This is a genomic window from Micromonospora sp. NPDC049175, from assembly GCF_043197345.1.
Classification (GTDB): Bacteria; Actinomycetota; Actinomycetes; order Mycobacteriales; family Micromonosporaceae; genus Micromonospora.
The window spans coordinates 1,218,153-1,237,758 of record NZ_JBICSY010000002.1; the positions used below are offsets into that span (position 1 = coordinate 1,218,153).

Below are 19,606 nucleotides of genomic sequence, written 5' to 3' on the forward strand. Positions count from 1 at the left end.
GGGCCTCACAGGCGTGCGGTGAACACGGAGGTGATGTCGTTCAAGCGGATGACGACCGCCGCGAGCAGCGACGCGGCGACGACGCAGACCAGTGGGCCGGCGAAGCCCGTGTCGCCGGTCCCGGTGACCGCCAGCGTGCTGCCCGCGCCCAGGGCGGCGACGACGAGCAGCAGCGCGTTGCGCATCAGCCCGGTCCGGCGGGTGGTGACCGCCGCGCCGAAACACCCGCAGGCGACCGTCGAATCAGCGCCGGGCAACCGGGCCAGCCGCCACGAGAACAGCGCCAGCAGCACGATCGCCGCCGCGGCCGCCCACGGCGCGGTGCTCGCGGGAATCGAGCCTGCGGCCACCGCTGTCTCGCCGGCGACGACCAGGAGCGCGAGCACGTCGGCGCGGCGATCCCGCGAGCCGGTAAGCGTGCGGGTGGCGTGCCGGAACCGCGTGACGGCGGCGACGCCGGAGACCTTGGCGAGCACCGACACGGCGAACACCATGGCCAGCGTGCCGCGGCAGACCCAGGAGAGGTGCAGCAGCGTGGTGGTCATCCCACCGGGCCTCCGTCGTACGAGACGGTCAGCAGGGGGATGTGGAAGCCGGCCGGGTACGGTTCGTCAACCGCGGCGCCCTCGGCCTCCACCCACGCGTGCGCGCCGAACGGTGGGTGCCTGCGGACCCCGACCACCCAGGTCGGCCACGTGCCGCGCAGACGGCAGAGCAGCGCCGTGGTGATCGACCGGGGCAGGCAGCCCAGCGGGCCCGCGCAGAACGCGCTGTTCGCCACGGTGTCCCGGCGCGCGGCGGCGGCCTCGGCGACGGTCGCGGGCCGGGCGCCGCGGCTCGCCTGGCGCAGCACCCGGCAGATCTGCGCTGGCGAACGCCGAGCCAGCACCCGCGCGAGGACCACAACGGTCAGCACGACAAGCCGTCGCCCCAGCCGGCTCGGCCGGTAGTCGAGGACCTGTTGGGTGGTCATGTCGTGGCAATCAGACCGGCGGACCGCAGGGCGGCGAGGAACTCCGGCACGTCGGCGGCCATCGCCTCGCGATCACCCTCGAACTCGGCGGCGAGGCGGTCGGCCACCTTCGCCATCTCGGCGTCCTCGAGGATCGAGGCGAGTGCGGTGGTGGCGCTCGCGTTCAACGTCCAGTACTCGCCGGATGCGGAGTCCAGCAGCACCCCGCCGTACTCGGTGGGTGTCCAGCAGACGTGGGCGGGCAGGGTCCAGCTCATCGGCTGTGCTCTCCGTTTCCGGGAGTTGTCTCCTCGTGGGCGCGCAACCACGTCTCGGCGGCCAGCGTCTGGTCGAGATCGTAGAAAGTGCGGTCGTCCGGGTGCTCCAGCGCGGCGCGCAGGGCCGGGCCGTCGATCAGGCCCCGCTCGGCCAACCGCGATCCTTGCGCCAGGTCGAGCAGCGTGGAGCGGTGCCGCTCGGCGCCCCGCAGCGCGGAGATCGAGGTGTCGGCCTTCGTGGATCGCTGCCGTAGCGACTCGGGTAGGACGTCGCGCATGGCCCGGACGATCAGCGGCTTGTACTGCCGGGGCGAGGCCACGTCGGCGGTACGTACGCTCAGACCTGCCTCGACCACCTGATCGTCGAAGTAGGGCAGCGCCGTGGTGACGCCGACACGACGGGAGGCCTGCGCGAGATGCCGCCCGGCGGACGCCCCGGCGTACAACCCGGCCAGTCGGCCGTGCAGCCCGCGGTCGTCCTGCAGAGGTGTCGCGGCGGCGGCGTGGTCCCGCAGGATCCGGCGCACGGTCGCGTGGGCGTCAGGCGTGGTCCAGGAAGCCAGGCGGACCGGTGGCCCCCAGCTCAGCAGCGGGCCGTTGAACCCGGTGCCCTCGGCGGCGAGGGTGTGGACGAGCGAGCCGAACCACCTGCCGTACGAGCGCCTGTCGAGCACCGCCCGCAGGGTCGCGCCGCGTCCCCAGCGATAGGCCGAGCGCAGTGTCCGCAGGTGGCGCAGGGCGAGGCGGGGCTGCGTACGCAGGAGGGTGAGCTGCAGGGCCGGGTCGGCCGTCAGCAGTTCGTCGCCGCCGAAGCCGGTGAGGCGGACGAGGGCGCCGTGGTCGGCGGCCCGGCGCGAGGCGGCCAGAAACCCGGCGCGGTATATCACCGCCGCGGTGGGCTCGTCGAAACGGTCGGCGGGCTCGTGCAGATCGGTGTACGGCAGCGGGTACGCGTCGTCGGCGATCACCTCGTGGGTCACCTTGCCGATCTCGCGGGCGGCCAGTTGGGCCCAGGGCAGGTCGTCGTCGAGTGGGTCGGGGCTGACGCAGGTCAGGCCGATCACGTGCCGGCCCTGCCCGGCGGCGAGCGCACAGAGCGAGGTCGAGTCCATGCCGCTCAGATCGCTGGCGACGACGTCGTGGAGGCCGCCCCGGACCGTGACGGCAGCAGCGAGCGCCTGGCGCAGGCGGGCGGCAGCGGTCTCGAGGTCGAGCGAGGGCTCGGGCGGCTGCCACCGTTGCCTGGTGCGCGGTGCTGCCGTGCGGTCGAGGACGAGCCGTTCGTCCGGCCGTACGGCGAGAATGCCCCGCCATACCGGCTGCCACATCAGCGGCCACGGCGAGAACGGGGTCAGCAGCCGCAGCGCCAGAGCCTCGTCGTCCAGGTCGGCCCCGGTCAGCGCGGCCAGCACGTCGGCGCGATCCGAGGCCAGGGCCAGCCCACCGGCACAGTGGTAGTAGACGCGTCGGTAGCCGGAGAGACTGCCGTGCACGGCGACGCCGCCGGGCGTCGAGGCGAGCACGTGGAAGCTGCCCGGCTGGTCGCGCAGGCTCGCGCAGAGATCCTCGGAGTCGGTCGCACCACCCGCGAGCCGGAGCAGGTCCTCGGTGGAGAGCCGGTGCTCGCCGAGCACGGCGAGACGGTTCGGGCCGAGTTCGGCCGTCACCGCCTCGCCGGCCTCCCAGCGACCCACCAGCCAAGGGCGACCGGACGCGTGAGTGATCGTCTGCGGTACGCCGCCGAGCCGCTCCAGAAGCCGCACGGCTGACCGTGCGGCATCGGTGTCCGGCACCATCACGAACCACGACACTCGCGACGCCAGATCTGGCACCTGCGCCATGATCGCCCCTTAGGCTTGGTGAGTCCGTGGGATCAGTTGCAAACGGCCCTCGGCTTTTGTGTGACGAAGGACTCGCGGCAGTTGGTGAAGAGGCTTCCCGCGGTCTTGCGGGCGAACGAGCCGCCCTTGGTCAGCGTCGGGCGCTGGTACGACTTCTTGGCCATCTCGATGCGCTCCCTTTCCGGTTGTGTGACTCGGACCGACCCAGGCCGCTCTCACCACGGATCATCAAGCGAGCCTGCGTCTGCGGCCCAAGTCTCGGGTCGCCCTCTATATCCGTTCGATACCGCGGCAGCCGGAGCCTCCAGCCCGAGGAGCAACTGGGTCTGGGCCAGACGGCGGTACAGGTCGTCACTGTCGATCAGGCTCTGGTGCGTGCCGACCGCGCGTATCCGCCCGGCCTCGAGCACCACGATGCGGTCGGCCTCGATCACCGTGGACAGCCGGTGCGCGGCCATCAGCACGGTCGTGGTCCGGGCCACGTGGGCGGTCAGATCGCGCAGCACCTGTTCGTTCACCGCGTCCAGTTGCGAGGTCGGCTCGTCGAGCAGCAGCAGGCTTGGCCTGCGCAGGAGCGCCCGTGCGATGGCGACCCGCTGGCGTTCGCCGCCGGACAGCGTCACCCCGCGGTGCCCGATGGGCGTGTCGACGCCCTGCGGCAACCTGCGGACGAGCGTCGTCAGCATGGTCTGATCGAGGACGTCGTCGATCCAGTCGTCCGAGGCGTCCGGGGTCCCGAGCAGCAGATTGTCGCGCAGGGTTCCGAAGAGCACCGGGGCATCCTGTTCGACGTATCCGATCCGGGCCCGCAGCTCGCGCAGCGGCCACCGCCGGATGTCGCGGTCGCCGACCTCGACGTGGCCGGAGGTCGGGTCCTGGAAACGCTCGACCAGCGCGAGGAGCGTGCTCTTGCCGGCGCCGGACGGGCCGACAAGTGCGGTCAGGCCGGTGGCGGGAATCCGCAGGGTCACGTCGGTGAGCACGTCCGGATCCTCCGGGCGGTGGCGCAACGACACACTGTGGAACGCCACCGACACCGGTTGTGTCGCTTCGGCGTTCGGCTCGGCCTGCTCGTCCGGATCCTCGGCGGGAAGTCGTACGACCGCGTCGATCCGGCCGACCGCGGCCAGCCCGGTCTGCAACCCGGTCACCCCGCCGGCCAACTGGGACACCGGCCCGGCCAGGTAGAAGAGATAGAGCAGAAAGGCGACGAGGGACGACACGGTCAGGTCACCGGCGGCGACCCGGGCGCCACCGACGCCGAGCACGATGACGAACGCCAGTTGCACGGCGAGGCCGGTGGTGACGCCGGCCGCGGAGACCCAACGCGCCGCCCGCCGGCCGTGCTGCCAGGCCTGGGTTGCCGCACGGTGCGCCGTCGCGGTCTGCTGCCGTTCGGCGCCGTTGGCCTTGACCGTGCGAAACGCGCCGAGTGCCCGTTCCAGCACCGCGCCGAGCCTGCCCACCGCCGCCTGAGTCCGTTCGCTGACGTCGCGTATCCGCCCGGCGAGCAGCGCCGTGACGCCGAGTAGCAGCGCCAGGACCAGGGCCACCACGCCGAGCAGAACGAGGTCCAGGCGGGCCATCAGCACGATCGCGCCGCCGATCTGGAACACGCCGGTGACGAGATCGACGATGTTCGTGGTGGCCGCGGCGCGTAGTTGGGTGGTGTCGCCGGTGACCCGGGACAGCAGGTCGCCGGGTTCGGCGCGGTCCATCACGCCGACGCGCAGGCGCAGCAGCCGGTCGATCAGGCGGCGGCGGGCGTCGAGCACCACGCTCTCGGCCGTGGCCTCCAGCAGGTACATGCCACCGGCGCCGATCAGCGCGCCGGCCACCAGGAGGGCAGCGAGCAGGAGCATCGGCTCAGCGAACGACGTGCCGCCGGTCACCCCGTCGAGAAGGCGCTTGACCGCCAGTGGCTGGGCCAGGTTGACCAGGCCACCGACAAACATCAGACCAGCTCCGGCCGCGAGACCGCGGCGGTGCGGTCGCAGGTAGCCGAGGAGCAGCCGCATCGGAGCGCGAGCAAGGCTGGGCATAGGGGGTCCTACCGAAGTGTCCGTGGGTCGCGCGGGCGTCTGTCGGCGAGACCGAGGGAAGCATTCGGCAGGCGTCCATATTTTTTCTATCTTCTCGCTGCCGGACGCGTGCCGCCCAGCGCCGGGGCAGGGTGGGTAGCAATTTACTAATGAGTGCGCCAACCCAACCCGAGTTGCCCGAATTGCCCGGCGCGCGGTGGCGGATCCAGTATCGAGTGAAGCATCCGGACGGGTGTAGTACATCGGGTGCGGTGTATGGTACGTTGCGCTTGCTGGGCATTCCGATTGCGACCTTGCCTGCTGGCATGCGCTTAGTGGATGAGACTTTAGTCGACCCCCCGATTGCGATTAACCGACACCCATTCGACGCGGCTCGCGTTGACGGATGACGGACTCGACGCCAATGTCGAGCGGTCAGGGGCGGAAATGGCCACGATTAATACTTTCAACTGGGTCCCAGCGTAAATCGACGCTGCAGTCTAATTGTATTTGCTCAAGAATCATACGGGGGCTATGCCTCGGCGTAATGCCGAAGGTGGAGGTGGTGCTGTGAGTGAGCTGCAGTTTCGTGTGTTAGGACCGGTGGAGGTGTGGCGTGACGGACATCGCGTCATGTCGTCCGGGTCGAAGATCGCGACCGTTGTCGCCGCCCTTCTGCTGGCGCGGGGAAAGGTGGTGCCGCACGCGGAGTTGAGTTCTCTGCTGTGGGGCTGGAAACCGCCGGCGACAGCCGACGCGCAGATCTACACCTACGTGTCACGCTTACGCAAGAGCCTCTGCTCCGAAGTCAGGATTGTGCGCGAGCACGCGGGCTACGTGCTCGACATTGGCGATTCATTCGTTGACCTGTTCGCTTTCGAGAATCTGGCCGCGCGGGGTGCCGAGAGGTTGGCCGAGGGCAATCGCGCGGCTGCGGTGATTGATTTACAGAATGCTGTTTCGCTGTGGCGCGGGCCGGCTTTGGCGAACGTGACCGAGGCACTGGCGGAGCGGCATCGGCCCTGGTTGGACGAGGCGTACACGCTTGCGTGTGAGCGCAAGGCCACGGTCGAGCTCGACCTGGGCGTCAGCCTCGGGCTCATCCCAGAACTCACCGAACTGGTGGCGCGTTATCCGCTACGCGAGCAGTTCCGAGCCCAACTGGTGCTCGCGCTGCACCGTACGGGCCGCCGCTCCGAGGCTCTGGTCGCCTACGACCAGGCACGCCGGGAGCTTTCCGAGCAGTTGGGGGTGAGCCCGGGCGAGGCGCTCACCCGAGCCCACCAAGAGGTTCTGATCAGCGACGCGCCCGCGGCGCTGATCCCGGCGCATCCGGAACCACTGAGCGTCGTCGCGGGGCCGGCCCCGGTGACGCTGCCACCGGACGAGCCGTACTTCGTTGGCCGGACGAACGAACTGGCCGCGCTGGAGAAGCTGCTCACCGCCGACCGGGCCACGATCAACGGCCCCCGCCAGGTCGTGCTCACCGGTGCTGTCGGCACCGGCAAGACCGCGCTCGCGGTGCGGGCCGCCCACCGATGCGCCGACGCGTTCGTCGGCGGCACCGCGTACGCCTCGCTCACCGACGCGAACGGCGCACCGCTGCCCGCGCCCGCGGTGCTCAAACGCCTGCTGTACGGGTTGGGGTGGAGCGTCGAACCGGCCTGGAGCGCCGAGGAACTTGCTCTGCGGTTCCGTGCCGTGACCGCGCGCCGCCCGGTGTTGATCATCCTTGACGACGTCGGGACGGACACCGACCTCAGCGCGTTCACCCCGAACCATTCGTCCGCGACGGTGTTGCTGATCAGCCGCTCGCACCTGATGGTCGCCGGCTGGCGGGACGCGATCTCCCTCAAACCGATGGGGATGGTCGAGGGCATGGTGCTGCTCGCCGCGATGGGCGGAGAGGAGCGCATCCTCGCCGACCTGGCCGCGGCCCGGGCCGTCGTCGAGTTCTGCGACGCGCTGCCGGCCGTGTTACGGGTCTGCGGCGCCCGGCTGGCCGCCCGTCCACTGTGGCCCGTACGCCGGCTCGCGCATCGCCTCGCCGACCCGGCGCGCCGTCTCGACGAGCTGTCCCTCGGTGACGAGTCGCTGCGTCGGCACCTGCTGTCGGCCTTCCGGTCGCTGCCGGACACGGCCCGGCGCAGCCTGTCGATGCTCGAGGATGTCGGCCCGGACCCGTTCACCGCGACCTCCCTGCGCCTGCCGGGCATCCCGAAGGCCGAGGCCGAGCAGGTTCTCGACATGCTGGTCGAGGCCCGGCTCGTCGAGGAGGTGGCCGTCAACGAACTCGGCGGCGGCCAGTTCCAGATGACCGGGTTGATGCGGCTGCTCGCCTTGGCGACGGCCCGCGCCGCGAGCTGACCACCGGGCGGGAGCCAGCCGAGGTGCCCGGGGTGGCCCTCTCCGTCAGTCGGCGGCGAGCCGTCGCATCAGCACCGCGTGCCCGCGTCCCGATTCGGTGAAGCCGAGCCTGCGGTACAGCGCCAGCGCCGGGTGGTTGGTGTCGCTCACCTGGAGTCGCAACCGGCGGTAGCCCGATGACCGGGCCTGGTGCAGGGCCCGCACGATCATCGCGGTGGCCAGGCCGTGGCGGCGCCAGGGCTGTCGGGTGCCGAGGCAGTGCAGCAGCGCGGTCGGCTCGTCCGTGCCCTCGTCGGCGAGCGCGAACAGGAAGGCCGCGACCGGGTTGTCCGCCCGGCCCTCCTCGGCGAGCAGCAGGCAGGAGAGGTCCGGCAGGAACCGCGGGTGCGCGACGGCATGCTGCGGCCACGTGCGCTGGTCCGGCCGGACCGCCGCCGGGCTGTCCGCGTAGGCCTCGTTGTGGGCCAGCCGGGTGAGTTCCTCGTACCGCGCGTCGACGGGCTCCAGCACCAGACCGGGCGGCAACGCCACGGTGGGCGGCGACTCCGGCACCGCCAGGACGAGGTCGCGTTCGTGCCGGGCGGGCGTGAAGCCCTCCTCGACAAGCAGCCGGTGCCCGGCCTCGTCGTTCTCGGCGCACCGGGTACCGAGCACGGCCGCCCGCGCCGTTCCGCCGGTCCGCCGCAACCGCTCGGCCCGTTCGACGAGCCACCGGTGCAGCTCCGTGCGGACGTCGCCCCGCAGGTCGGGATGGGCCACGGCGGTCAACCGGAGCCGACGTACGCCATCGACCTCCCCCATGTCGGCGACCTCCGCGTACGCGGCGACGGTTCCGTCGTCGGCCACGCCGACAAGCGTGTGCCGAGCAAGGTCGGGCCCGAGAGTCGCCAGCCGCAGGTGGACGCCCTCGGGGCGTTGATCGAGGCCGACGGGCGCGCTCGCCTCGGCCCGTCGAAAGAGAGCCGCCAGCGGCTCCGCGTCGTCCAGGGTGGCCGACATCCAATTGAGGATCTTCATCGATGGGCATCCTATCCAGGTGGGGCCCAGGATGGGATCGACCGCGGGCCATCGACCGAACGCCCGAGGACATCGAGTGTCTAGGATCTCCTTCATGCCCGGATACCGCGACTTTCAGTCAGGCCTGAGATTCCTGCCGACGCTGGTCATCGCCCCCGACGGTAGCCAGATCGCCTACGTCGACGACCGAAACGGCCAGTTCAACCTGGTCACGCAGTCACTGTCGGACGGCGCCACGCGTCGGCTGACCGCCAACACCGACTCGACGGTCCGCAGGGTTGCCTGGCACCCCGGCGGCGAATGGCTGTTGTACCTGGCCGATGACCACGGGGATGAGAAGACGCAACTGCACCGGATTGCCGCCGACGGCGGGGACCCGGTGCGGCTCACCGACGTGCCGGACGTGCAGTTCTCCGCGGCCGAAGGCGATCCGTTCTCCCCCGACGGCAGGTTCGTCGCGTACTGCGGCAACGATCGGACCCCCGCCGACCAGGACGTGCTGGTCCTCGACGTGGCGTCCGCCGAGGTGCGCCGGGTGTACGCGGGCGGTGGCAGGACGTTTCCCGGCTACTGGTCTCCCGACGGGACCAGGCTCACCGTCGCCGAGTGGCGGACCACGAACAGTGACCACCTCGTGTACGTGGCGTCCCTGGACGGCGCCGAGCCCCGTTCGCTGACGTCGCGCGACGGTGTGGCGACGTACTGGTTGGGGCCGTGGCTGCCGGACGGCAGCGGCTTCCTGGTCATGTCGAACTTCGAACGGGAGTTCACCGGTCTGGCCGTGATGGACGCGGACACCGGCGCCCTCACCTGGCTGGACACGCCGGACTGGGAGGTGCAGGAGGTCGCCCTCTCCGCTGACGGGCGGGTGCTGGTCTGGAACGTCAACGTCGACGGCTTCTGCCAACTGCGCGGTCGTGACCTCGGCACCGGCGCCGACATCCGGATGCCGGAACTGCCCGCCGGGGCGGCGACCGGCCTCACCGTCTCGGCCGACGGGCGCTTCGTCGTGCTGCGATTCTCGACGGCGACCCAGCCGTGGAACATCCTCCTGATCGAACTCGACACCGGCGAACTCCGGTGGCTCAGCGACGCTCGGCCGGTCGCGGCCGACGCTGCCACCTTCGTCGCGCCGACGTTGGTCCGCTATCCAGCCGGCGACGGCCGCCAGATCCCCGGCTTCCTCTACCGTCCCGAGGGTCAGGAGTCGGCCGGTGTCCTGATCTCGGTGCACGGTGGTCCGGCCTGGCAGGAACTGCCGGTCTACATGTACGACGGCTTCTACCAGTACCTGCTCGCGCACGGTGTCGGCGTCTTCGCCCCGAACATCCGCGGTTCTCTCGGCTATGGCCGTGCCTACTCGGACCTGGTGAACCGTGACTGGGGAGGCGGAGATCTGACGGACCTCGCCGACGCGGTGGCCTTCCTGCGAAGCCAGGAGTGGGTCGATCCGGCCCGCATCGGGATCATGGGCGCGTCGTACGGTGGCTTCGCGGTCCTGTCCTGCCTCAGCCGGCTGCCGGAGCTGGACTGGGCCGCAGGCGTCGACCTGTACGGGCCGAGCAACCTCGTCACCCTGGCGAAGGCCTCGCCTCCGACGTGGCGTTCGCTGGTGGCCGCGGTGATCGGTGACCCGGAAGCGGATGCGGACCGGCTGATGGCCCGCTCACCGGTCACCCACGCGGACCAGATCCGGGCGCCCTTGCTGGTCATCCAGGGGGCCAACGATCCCCGGGTGCCCCAGCACGAGAGCGATCAGATCGTGCAGCGGCTGCGGTCGCGTGGGGTGGAGGTGCGGTACGAGATCTTCGCGGACGAGGGGCACGGCCTGCTCCGCCGGGACAACCAGGCCAAGGCCTTCGCGGACGCGGGCGAGTTTCTGGTCAAGCATCTCGGTCACTGACGCCGGCTCGGTCGGCCGACGGCACGCCCACAGGTGAGGCGCGACCGTCGGCCGACCGGGTCATCCGACCTGGCCCCCGACCACGTGCTCAGACTGGCCGACGCGCGGAGGCTCGTTGGGCCTCGGTGCAGCTGCTCAGCGCTCCGGCGCGCACCAGTCGCAGCTCACCGAACCGTCGACTCGGGGATTCGTCCCCGTCGCCGACGTCGAGGCCATCTGCGGAGCGGAGACGGACAGGGCCACGGCGAAAACAGCTGCCACGGCAGCGATGTGCTTCCTCAAAACTGCTCTCCAATGCCGATCACCAAATGGACGGCAGAATCCTAGCGTCTATGTCATCGACCGTGGGGCCCATTGATGCCCGACAGGTCATCCATCGTCGCCAAAGAGATCACGAACAGTCCGCAGCACAAACGATTCCACGATCGAGGGCGTCGGCTGCTGGATCAGCCGCAGCGCCTCGTCGAGCGACGCCCGCGCCTGCGGGATGCGACCCGCCCGATGGTGGCAGATGCCAAGTCCGCGCAGCACCTGGGCCTGCCCGTGCCGGTCGCCGAGGACTGCGGTGATCTGCAGGACGTGGTCGAACAGTGGGGCCGCCTGCTCGTGAGCGCCCGCCGCCAGTAGGCACATACCCTGCCAGAACAGCGCTTGCCCGCGTGCCATCGGCGCGGGACCGATCGTGTCGTACAGCGCGAGGGACTTGTCCAGGTGCACCTTGGCGCCGTCCCGATCACCGAGATCCAGGTAGGCCTGCCCCATGCCCCGCAGGACGAAGGCGGCACCGCCCACGTCGGTGTCCCGCAGACCCTCAAGCGCCAACGAGTACCGATCCAACGCCCCGTCCGGCTGGCCCCGGAAACGCATCACCATGGCGAGGTACGCATCCACCACCGCCACGCCGTGGACGTCGCTGATGTCGTCGAATAGTCGCCTGGCATGTGTGAGGTAATCGTCGGCCTTGTCGATTTTCTGGCGGTCGAGGCTCAACATCCCCAACCGGTAGGAAATAGCCGCCTGCCCCCGAATGTCGTTCCCCGCGACCGCGCTCTCCCAGGCGACATCGAGGACGCGTTGCCAGTCGTCGTACTGCCGGCGCAACGGAAACAGCGGGGACACCGTGCAGGCGAGATCCCAGGCGGTTTCGGCGAGCCCGTCGCGGGCCGCTCGGTTGATGATCGACACGATGGTGGGGCGTTCCACGTCGAACCAGCCGAGCAGATCGGTCGCCGACGAGCCGACGAGAACCTCGTCGACCTCCCACCGTGGCGTCCCGCCCTGGATGGTGAGGCTGAGCCCGCCGTACAGCGTGTGGATGAGCCGCTCGATGATGCTCAGCGCGGCGCCGAAGGCCCGGCCACGTGCCGCGCTCAGCTCGCCGGGAGCGGCCTCCGGCAACGCCCGCTCCCGGGCGAAGAGGCGCACGAGGTCGTGCAGGCGGTAGCGCGGCTGACCGGACGAGTAGTGGCCGGCGAAGTCCAGCAGTTGGGCATCGATGAGCTGTTCCAGCAGCTCCTGTGCGGTGTCGGCAGTGGTGTCCAGCAGCGCGGCGGCGAGCCAGTCGCTGACCTCGGCGACCTCGATGTCGCCGAGACGGCGCAGCAGCGTCCGCGCCGCCGGGCTCAGCACCTGGTAGCTGAGTGCCAGGCTGGCGCGGACGTCGAGGTGACCGTGCGAGAGCCGGTCCAACCGGCTGCGCTCGTCGTCGAGCATCTGGACGAGCCGGTCGACGGTCCAGTGTGGTTTGGCGGCCAGCTTCGCACCGACGATCCGGATCGCCAGCGGCAGGTACGCGCAACGGCTGAGCAGGGCGGTGGCGGATGCCCCGTCGAGCATCCGGCCCGGGCCGGCGATCCGGGTCAGCAGGAGCGCGGAATCCGCCGCGTCCATCACCTTGAGCGCCACGGTCTGTGCGCCGAGGATGGCGCCCAGCCGGGCGCGGCTGGTGACCAGGACGCCGCACGACGTGCTGCCGGGGATGAGGGCTGACAACTGGTCGTCGGCGGCGGCGTTGTCCAACAGGAGCAGCAGCCGCCGATCCGCGAGCAGATCCCGATAGAGGTCCGTCCGCTCGTCCAGGGTCGCGGGCAGGTGGAGCCCGTCGACGCCGAGCGCACGAAGGAACCGACCCAGCACCTCGAACGGCGCCAGGCCCCGATCGCTGTCCGCGCCACGCAGGTTGACGTAGAGCTGTCCGTCCGGAAAGGAGCCGACCAGCCGGTGCGCGACGTGGATGGAGAACGCGGTCTTGCCGACACCGGCAGGCCCGGACACCACCGCGATCCGGGCGCCGGCGCCCGGACGTAGCAGGATCTTCTCGATCCTGGCCAGCTCGGACTGCCGCCCGGAGAAGTCGGCGATGTCAGCGGGAAGGTGCCGCGGCGTGCTGAGTTGGAACCCGGCCCGGGAGCTTCGTCGCTGCCCGTCCGGAGGGGGCGGCGACTGGGTGGAGGCGACAGCCGCCCGGCTGCCGTCGGTGTCCGCCGGGCCATCGGCGCCCCGCAGTACGGCGAGGTGGATCGCCTGTATCTCGGCCGACGGGTCGGTGCCCAGTTCGTCTCGCAACCACCGCCGCCACCTGTCGAACGACGTCAGCGCCTCGGGGCCTCGTCCCGACCGGGCCAGGGCCTGGATCATCTGACCGACCAGCCGTTCCCGGGTGGGATGCCTGCCGGCCAACTCGACGACGTCGTCGACGATGTCGCGGTGGTTGCCGAGCCGGAGCTCGACGTCGAAGAGGTCCTCGTTCGCGGTCAGGCGCAACGCTTCCAAGCCCTGGGCCAGGTCCGCCTGCCCCTCGGCCGGCAGCCATCCGCCGAGGACCGGCCCGCGCCAGAGGGCCAACGCCGACCGGAGGATCGACCGTGCCTCGTCGTCGGAGCCCCGCGTCCGCTGGTCGCTGACCAGGTTGCGGAAGAGTTGGGCATCGACCTGCTCGGGTGACACCCGCAGGCGGTAGCCACCACCCGTGGTGTCCAGCAGAACCGCTGGATCGGGGTCCACGGCCAGGTCGAGGATCGCACGAATCTCGGACAGCCGGGTCTGCAACACCGCGCGTGCCCGCTTGGGCGGCTCCTCACCCCACAGTAGATCGATCAATCGGTCGCCGGTGACCAGTTGGTTCGCCTCCAGCGCGAGGATCCCCAGGAGCACTCGCTGCTGACGCCGAGCGAACTGGAGCGGAACCCCACGGTTCCACACCTCGACCGGGCCCAGGACCCGAAGCTCCACCACGACCTTCCCGATTCCCACGGCTGTCGATCTGACGAGTTCCGGCGTTGGGAAGAATACGGGAAGGATTCGGCATGGGTGGTCCGTGATTCTTCTTTCGACCGACACGGGGGTGTGGTTGGCCGGCGTTCAGCACATCGATTCACGACGCCGACCGGTCGACAGGTTGAGGGACGACGGGGGCGTGCGAAAAAGTGGAACAACCTTTACTGGTTGTTGAGATACGCCAGCACGGCGAGGACACGCCGGTGATCATCATCGGACGGGGGCAGGCCGAGCTTGGTGAAGATGCTGCTGACATTCTTGTCGATGGTCTTCTCGGCGAGGTGAAGCACGGCAGCGACCGCAGAATTCGTACGCCCCTCGGCGACGAGCGCGAGCACGTCGTGCTCGCGAGGCGTGAGGGAGTCGAGCGGCGAACTGGCCGGGGCGGCGTTGAGGACGCGGGACACGACCTGCGGGTCCATCACCGTGCCGCCGGAACTGACCTGGTAGAGCGCCATCATGAACTGGTCGGCGTCCATCACCCGGTCCTTCAGCAGGTAGCCGACGCCGCCAAGGTCGTCCGCGAGCAGCTCCACGGCGTACAGGGGCTCGACGTACTGGGACAGGATGACGACCGGCAGGCCGGGGACGCGTCGCCGGGCCTCGATCGCCGCCTTGAGCCCCTCGTCGGTGAAGGTCGGCGGCATGCGGACGTCCACAACCGCGACGTCTGGTCTGGTCGCCTCGACCGCACGCAGCAGTTCGTCGGAATCGCCGACGGCGCCGACAGTTTCGCAGCCGTACGCCTGCAGCAGCCGGGTGAGTCCGTCGCGCAGCAGGAAATGGTCGTCGGCGATCAACACCCGCAGGGGGGTCTCCATGTTCATGGCTCCAGGCTACGAGTCGCGATGGCCGGTTCCGTGCGGCACCACGAGGGGGAGCAGGTCACGTGACGGCTATCGAGGTCCGGGATCTACACAAGAGTTATGGCACCCATAGCGTTCTGCGCGGCGTGAGCTTCACCGCGGATGCGGGCTCCGTGCTCTGCATCCTCGGGCCGAACGGGGCGGGCAAGACAACGACAATCGACATCCTCACCACACGGCGACTACCGGATTCGGGCACGGTGCGCATGCTCGGTCGGGACGTGGTGCGTGAGCGGGACGCCGTCGTCCGGGACATCGCGGTGGCGCAGCAGGAGGCGGCGGTCGACACGTTCCTGACCGGCCGCGAGAACCTGGTCCTCTGTGGCCGGATGATGCGTCTCGGCAAGGCCGACGCGCTTCGGCGCGCCGACGAGCTGCTCACCCAGTTCGGTCTGACCGAGGCGGCGCGCCGGCCGGCCGGGGAGTATTCGGGCGGCATGCGGCGCCGGTTGGATCTGGCGATGTGTCTGCCGGCGTCACCCAAGGTGATCTTCTTGGACGAGCCGACGACCGGGCTCGACACGCCGAGTCGGGCCAAGCTCTGGGCCGCGGTCAACGAGCTGGCCGCTGCCGGGACCACGATCGTGCTCTCCACCCAGTACCTGGAGGAGGCCGATGCGCTCGCCGACCAGATCGTGATCATCAATCGCGGTGTGGTGGTGGCGTCCGGCAACCCCCGCCAGCTCAAGCAGCAGGTTGGCGACGAGCGGGTGGAGGTCCAGGTGGAGCGACCGGCGGTCGCCGCCGCGACCGCGGCGCTGCGTGCGGCCGGATGCCGCGACGTCGCGCTGGACGAGCACGAGGCCCTCATCTCGGTACGGGTGGACGGCGGCGTCGCCGGACTGCTGCTGGTCGCCGAGGTGCTGCACCGCGCGCAGGTGACGGTCGGTGGTCTCGCACTGCGGCAACCCACAATGGATGAGGTCTTTCTGGCGCTCACCGGCAGGAACGAGGAAAGGGCGCGGAATGGCACTCGCATCGCCGGTTGAGCGCAGGGACGGCCTCCGGGTGGTCCTCGCGGACATCGGGGCGTTGACCGGTCGGCAGGCGCTCCGCACGATGCGCTCGCCCGGCAAGTTCATCGGTATCGCCATGAACCCGGTCGTCATGATCCTGGCGCTCGGCCTGATCTTCGTGAAGGCGATCAGGGTGCCCGAGGGTGTCGACTACCGGGCCTACATCGTCGCGGGCGTCGCCGTCCAGGTCGGGCTCTCCTGCATCGGACCGACCGCGATCAGTGTGGCGCTCGACCAGCGTTCCGGGATGGTACGGCGGCTGCGGACGATGCCACCGCCGGCCATGTCGCCCCTGATCGCACAGAAGATCGCGGATCTGGCGGCGGCTGTCGCGGCGCTGATCCTGGTCAGTCTGATCGGCGTGCTGCTCGGCTGGCGGCCCTCGGGCAGCCTCGGTGACATCGCGCTCGCGTACCTCCAGTTGATCCTCTTCTACGCGGCGACCATCGCGGTCGGCATCGTGCTGGGGCTGGTCTTCTCGGACCCGGAGACGATCGAGCCGATCGGGGCGGTGTCGCTTGTCATCTTCTCCTTCGTCTCGAACGCGTTCCTCAGCCCGGACGTCATGCCGGGACCGATCCGCGTGATCGCGGAGTGGAACCCGGTGAGCATGGTCGCGACGACCTGCCGTCGGCTCTGGGGTACCGCCGTCCCTTCCGACGGGTCCTTCCCGATGGAGCACTCCCTCTCGCTGTCGCTGCTCATCAGCACCGGGCTCATCGTCGTCTGTCTCGGCCTCGGCGCGCGGATCCTGCGCCGGGCCGCCCGATGAGTACGACCACTCCCCGCCCCACCGGACCCAGGAACGGGCAATGAAACCTGACAACATCAGCACGCGTATCGCTCGCGTCAGCGCGCGGCATCCTGTTCTCGCCATCCTCGTCTGGGTCCTCGTCATCGGGGCCTGCGTCGGCGCGTCAGCGGCGACCGGCATGCGGAGCGCCACCTCGGCCGAACTCGCCGTCGGCGACGCCGGCCAGGCGGCTCGGCTGATGCAGGAGGCCGGCCTGGAGGAGCCCGCGACCGAGTACGTTCTCATCGCCGGCGGCGCCGCGGCCGACCGGACGAGCGCCGCCACCCGGGTCACCGCCGAACTGGGCGGGATCGCGGACGTGGCAGCGGTCGCCGGTGCCGTGCCGTCGCAACAGCGTACGGACCTGCTGATGGTGCCGGTCGTGCTCAGGGGTGACCCGCAGACGGCGTACGAGCGGGTGGAGTCCACCCGGTCCGCCGTCGAGCGGGTGGCGAAGGAGTTCCCCGCCCTCTCCGTCGAGCAGACCGGCTCGGCATCGATCAGCGCCGGCCTCAACGAGCAGCTCGCCAACGACTTCGCGTCCGCCGAGATCCTCAGCATCCCGGTGACGCTGCTGGTGCTGCTGCTGGTCTTCGGCGCGTTCGTGGCGGCGGTCATCCCACTTGTGCTCGCGCTGACCTTCGTGGCCGGCTCGGTCGGGCTCAGCGCGCTCGTCTCGCACCTGATCCCGGACTCGGGCACCACCTCGAACGTCATCCTGCTTGTCGGTATGGCGGTCGGCGTCGACTACTCGCTGTTCTACGTGAAGCGCGAGCGCGAGGAGCGGCACGCCCGGCCGGACGGCGGAGACTCGGTGGAGATCGCGGCCGCGACCTCCGGACACGCCGTGGTCTTCTCCGGCATCGCCGTCATCGTCTCCATGTGCGGGCTCTACCTGGTCGGCGACCCGTCCTTCAACTCGCTTGCCTCGGCGGCGGTCATCGTCGTCGCGGTCGCCGTCGGCGGCTCGCTGACCGTGCTCCCGGCGTTGCTGGTGATTCTCCGCCGCGTGCTGGACCGCCCCCGGGTGCCGTTCATCTGGCGGATCACGAACAAGCGGACCGAGGCCGCGCCGAGGCTCTGGCCCGCCGTGCTCAAGCCGAGTCTCCGGCGACCGCTCAGCACGCTGATCGTCGTGACGCTCGGCCTGATCGCGCTCGGCCTGCCCGGCCTGCAGCTGTCGCTCGCCGCCCAGCGCGTCGAGGACCTTCCCGCCGGCATCCCGGCCGTCGCGGCGTACGAGAAGCTCTCCGCCGGATTCCCCTCGGTGGGCGCCCAGTTCGAGGTCGTGGTGCGGACCGCCGGGCGGGCCGACTGGGTCGCCGACGGGCTGCGCGGCCTGGCCGAGAAGGCCCGGACGGCCGGCCTGGTCAGCGGCGACGACGCGGTCTCCGAGGTGCGGACCTCGGCCGACGGGCGCACCTCGGTGATCGCGCTGACCGTCAACCACGCGGATGGCAGCACGGCGGCCAGGGACGCGCTGACGGCGCTGCGGGGCACGTACGTGCCGGCGCTGACCGCGCAGCACGACGGCGTGACGGCCGTCGTGGGTGGCCAGACCGCTGCGGACCACGACTACGACCGCAACATGCAGGACAAGCTGCCGATGGTCGTCGGTTTCGTGCTGCTCTTCAGCCTGATCGTCATGGCGATCACGTTCCGCTCACTCGTGATCGGCGTGGTGACGCTCGTGATGAACCTGATGTCGACGGCCGCGGCGTTCGGTGTGCTGGTGCTGGTCTTCCAGAACTCCTGGGCCGACTCGCTCCTCGACTACCGGTCGACCGGAACGATCATCTCCTGGGTTCCGCTGTTCCTCTTCGTGATCCTCGTGGGGCTCTCGATGGACTACCACGTGTTCGTGCTGCACCGCGTCTACGAGGAGGCCCGAAACCGCGTCCCGCTCCGCGACGCGGTCGTCACGGGCATCGTGCACTCGGCGGGCGTCGTCACCGCGGCCGCGCTCGCCATGGCCGCGGTCTTCTCCGTCTTCGCCACGCTGAGCTTCAACGAGTTCAAGCAGCTCGCGATCGGCCTCGGAGTCGCCGTCCTGTTGGACGCGTTCGTCATCCGCGCGTTCCTGCTGCCGTCGACGCTGCTGGTGCTCGGCCGGGCCGCGTGGTGGCCGGGACCACTCTCACGCCGCCGGAACGACACCGGCGTGCCGCCGTTCGCGCCGGCCGCCGACACCGCCGACGAACCCGCGCCGGTCTCCACCTGAACCGGCGCCACCTCAGAAAGAAGCAGACTGACATGCTGAACTTCGACGTGGTGCCGGGCCGCGCGGTGCGCGACATCCTGGCCGAGCGTAAGACGGTGCTGGAGATCGTGCGTGAGGCGTACCTCGCGCACGGCGCCGGGCGGACCAACAACCCGGATTCCTACTTCCTGCGCTTCGACGACAAGCCCGCCGACCGCATCATCGCGCTGCCTGCCCGAACCGCCGTCGCCGACGCGGACATCGCCGGCATCAAGTGGATCGCCAGCTTTCCGGAGAACGTCGAGCAGGGGCTGCCGCGGGCGTCGGCGGTGCTGGTGCTCAACGACATGGCCCACGGCTACCCGTACGCGCTGCTCGAAGCCGCCGGGATCAGCGCGGCTCGGACCGCGGCGAGCATCGCGCTGGCGGCTGCCGCGGCGCAGGCCACCCACCCCGGCGACGGCACCGTCGGTTTCTTCGGGGCGGGCGTGATCGCGCGGACGATCCTCGTCTACCTGGCCGAAGCCGGAGTCGACGTGCGGAACGTCCTCGTCTGTGACCCGCACCCGGGCTCGGCGGCGTCGCTTGTCGCGTACGCGGAAAGCCTGGGGATGGCCGGTCGGGCCGTGCCGGCGGCGGAGGCACTGGCGGCGGGCACTGTCGTGACCGCGACCAACACCGGGACTCCGCACCTGGACCGCGCCCCGGAGCCCGGCCAGGTCTACCTCAACGTCTCACTGCGGGACTTCACCCCCGAGGTGATCATCGCGGCGCAGAACGTCGTGGACGACGTGGACCACTGTCTCAAGGCGAACACCTCCCCGCACCTGGCCGAACAGCGGCTCGGGCATCGGGAGTTCATCACCGGGACCATCCCGGGTCTGCTCGCGGGCGAGTTCCGCCTCGACCCGGCACGCGGCGTCGTGATCTCACCGTTCGGGCTGGGCGTGCTGGACCTGGCCGTCGGCCACTGGGTGCACGGAACCGCGGTCGCGAGTGGCACGAGCATCAGGATCGCCGGTTTCTTCGGCGAAGAGCAGCGCTGGTAGGCCAACTCCATCCTTCTCGGAAGGCCC

15 protein-coding genes are annotated in these 19,606 nt (G+C 70.3%); 6 read left to right on the forward strand and 9 right to left on the reverse strand.

All coding sequences use genetic code 11. The annotated features are described in order from the left end of the window. Positions 1 to 5 precede the first annotated feature (5 nt). From ACGFH8_RS12715 to ACGFH8_RS12740, 6 genes are read right to left on the reverse strand one after another with little or no spacing between them, the layout of a single operon-like run. Positions 6 to 545 carry a MauE/DoxX family redox-associated membrane protein gene (locus tag ACGFH8_RS12715; protein WP_393366561.1) on the reverse strand — a complete coding sequence of 180 codons (540 nt, stop codon included), beginning with the start codon at positions 543 to 545 and terminating at the stop codon, positions 6 to 8. Next, positions 542 to 973 carry a lasso peptide biosynthesis B2 protein gene (locus ACGFH8_RS12720; protein WP_393366563.1) on the reverse strand — a complete coding sequence of 144 codons (432 nt, stop codon included), beginning with the start codon at positions 971 to 973 and terminating at the stop codon, positions 542 to 544. The genes ACGFH8_RS12715 and ACGFH8_RS12720 overlap by 4 nt, the downstream gene beginning before the upstream one ends. Continuing rightward, on the reverse strand, positions 970 to 1,230 hold the full coding sequence (locus tag ACGFH8_RS12725; protein ID WP_393366565.1) for a lasso peptide biosynthesis PqqD family chaperone: 261 nt from the start codon (positions 1,228 to 1,230) through the stop codon (positions 970 to 972). Before ACGFH8_RS12725 ends, ACGFH8_RS12720 begins: the two co-directional genes overlap by 4 nt. Next, positions 1,227 to 3,071 (reverse strand): asparagine synthase-related protein, encoded by a 1,845-nt coding sequence (locus tag ACGFH8_RS12730; protein ID WP_393366567.1) that lies wholly within the window; start codon positions 3,069 to 3,071, stop codon positions 1,227 to 1,229. The genes ACGFH8_RS12725 and ACGFH8_RS12730 overlap by 4 nt, the downstream gene beginning before the upstream one ends. Positions 3,072 to 3,103: 32 nt before the next feature. Beyond that, positions 3,104 to 3,235 carry a keywimysin-related RiPP gene (locus ACGFH8_RS12735; RefSeq protein ID WP_393366569.1) on the reverse strand — a complete coding sequence of 44 codons (132 nt, stop codon included), beginning with the start codon at positions 3,233 to 3,235 and terminating at the stop codon, positions 3,104 to 3,106. A gap of 51 nt (positions 3,236 to 3,286) precedes the next feature. Beyond that, positions 3,287 to 5,113, reverse strand: a complete 1,827-nt coding sequence (locus ACGFH8_RS12740; protein WP_393366570.1) for an ABC transporter ATP-binding protein — start codon at positions 5,111 to 5,113, stop codon at positions 3,287 to 3,289. Between the two features lie 549 nt (positions 5,114 to 5,662). Between ACGFH8_RS12740 and ACGFH8_RS12745 the strand changes: the two genes are divergently transcribed. After that, the gene (locus ACGFH8_RS12745; protein WP_393366572.1) at positions 5,663 to 7,459 is read left to right on the forward strand and encodes a BTAD domain-containing putative transcriptional regulator; all 1,797 of its coding nucleotides are present in this window, start codon (positions 5,663 to 5,665) and stop codon (positions 7,457 to 7,459) included. Positions 7,460 to 7,504: 45 nt separating this feature from the next. Here the strand turns inward: ACGFH8_RS12745 and ACGFH8_RS12750 are convergent, their stop codons facing one another. After that, positions 7,505 to 8,476 (reverse strand): GNAT family N-acetyltransferase, encoded by a 972-nt coding sequence (locus tag ACGFH8_RS12750; protein ID WP_393366574.1) that lies wholly within the window; start codon positions 8,474 to 8,476, stop codon positions 7,505 to 7,507. Between the two features lie 94 nt (positions 8,477 to 8,570). Here ACGFH8_RS12750 and ACGFH8_RS12755 point away from each other — a divergent pair, with 94 nt between their 5' ends. Beyond that, a complete protein-coding gene (locus tag ACGFH8_RS12755; protein WP_393366576.1) occupies positions 8,571 to 10,379 on the forward strand; it encodes a S9 family peptidase in 1,809 nt (602 codons plus the stop codon). A 369-nt stretch (positions 10,380 to 10,748) separates the two neighbouring features. Here ACGFH8_RS12755 and ACGFH8_RS12760 read toward each other — a convergent pair whose 3' ends face one another. Both ACGFH8_RS12760 and ACGFH8_RS12765 read right to left on the reverse strand, forming a co-directional pair. Beyond that, positions 10,749 to 13,610: a BTAD domain-containing putative transcriptional regulator gene (locus ACGFH8_RS12760; protein ID WP_393366578.1), complete on the reverse strand. Its 2,862-nt coding sequence runs from the start codon at positions 13,608 to 13,610 to the stop codon at positions 10,749 to 10,751. A 206-nt stretch (positions 13,611 to 13,816) separates the two neighbouring features. After that, positions 13,817 to 14,464, reverse strand: coding sequence for a response regulator (locus tag ACGFH8_RS12765; protein WP_393367099.1), 648 nt, complete (start codon positions 14,462 to 14,464; stop codon positions 13,817 to 13,819). Positions 14,465 to 14,607: 143 nt separating this feature from the next. Between ACGFH8_RS12765 and ACGFH8_RS12770 the strand changes: the two genes are divergently transcribed. Genes ACGFH8_RS12770 through sbnB form a run of 4 tightly spaced genes read left to right on the forward strand, consistent with a single transcriptional unit; the run spans position 14,608 to position 19,579 of the window. Continuing rightward, entirely contained in the window at positions 14,608 to 15,510 is a 903-nt protein-coding gene (locus ACGFH8_RS12770) for an ATP-binding cassette domain-containing protein (protein ID WP_393366580.1), read from the forward strand. Beyond that, on the forward strand, positions 15,488 to 16,309 hold the full coding sequence (locus ACGFH8_RS12775) for an ABC transporter permease (protein WP_393366582.1): 822 nt from the start codon (positions 15,488 to 15,490) through the stop codon (positions 16,307 to 16,309). Before ACGFH8_RS12770 ends, ACGFH8_RS12775 begins: the two co-directional genes overlap by 23 nt. A 40-nt stretch (positions 16,310 to 16,349) precedes the next feature. Next, positions 16,350 to 18,551 (forward strand): MMPL family transporter, encoded by a 2,202-nt coding sequence (locus ACGFH8_RS12780; protein WP_393366584.1) that lies wholly within the window; start codon positions 16,350 to 16,352, stop codon positions 18,549 to 18,551. 32 nt (positions 18,552 to 18,583) lie between these two features. Continuing rightward, positions 18,584 to 19,579 carry a 2,3-diaminopropionate biosynthesis protein SbnB gene (gene sbnB, locus ACGFH8_RS12785; RefSeq protein ID WP_393366586.1) on the forward strand — a complete coding sequence of 332 codons (996 nt, stop codon included), beginning with the start codon at positions 18,584 to 18,586 and terminating at the stop codon, positions 19,577 to 19,579. Positions 19,580 to 19,606: the final 27 nt, after the last annotated feature.

Excerpts from the sequence above, each read along its gene's own strand:
- ACGFH8_RS12715 (WP_393366561.1), bottom strand. The coding sequence starts at position 545 with ATGACCACCACGCTGCTGCACCTCTCCTGGGTCTGCCGCGGCACGCTG.
- ACGFH8_RS12720 (WP_393366563.1), bottom strand. The coding sequence starts at position 973 with ATGACCACCCAACAGGTCCTCGACTACCGGCCGAGCCGGCTGGGGCGA.
- ACGFH8_RS12725 (WP_393366565.1), bottom strand. The coding sequence starts at position 1,230 with ATGAGCTGGACCCTGCCCGCCCACGTCTGCTGGACACCCACCGAGTAC.
- ACGFH8_RS12730 (WP_393366567.1), bottom strand. The coding sequence starts at position 3,071 with ATGGCGCAGGTGCCAGATCTGGCGTCGCGAGTGTCGTGGTTCGTGATG.
- ACGFH8_RS12735 (WP_393366569.1), bottom strand. The coding sequence starts at position 3,235 with ATGGCCAAGAAGTCGTACCAGCGCCCGACGCTGACCAAGGGCGGCTCG.
- ACGFH8_RS12740 (WP_393366570.1), bottom strand. The coding sequence starts at position 5,113 with ATGCCCAGCCTTGCTCGCGCTCCGATGCGGCTGCTCCTCGGCTACCTG.
- ACGFH8_RS12750 (WP_393366574.1), bottom strand. The coding sequence starts at position 8,476 with ATGAAGATCCTCAATTGGATGTCGGCCACCCTGGACGACGCGGAGCCG.
- ACGFH8_RS12755 (WP_393366576.1), top strand. The coding sequence starts at position 8,571 with ATGCCCGGATACCGCGACTTTCAGTCAGGCCTGAGATTCCTGCCGACG.
- ACGFH8_RS12775 (WP_393366582.1), top strand. The coding sequence starts at position 15,488 with ATGGCACTCGCATCGCCGGTTGAGCGCAGGGACGGCCTCCGGGTGGTC.
- ACGFH8_RS12780 (WP_393366584.1), top strand. The coding sequence starts at position 16,350 with ATGAAACCTGACAACATCAGCACGCGTATCGCTCGCGTCAGCGCGCGG.
- sbnB (WP_393366586.1), top strand. The coding sequence starts at position 18,584 with ATGCTGAACTTCGACGTGGTGCCGGGCCGCGCGGTGCGCGACATCCTG.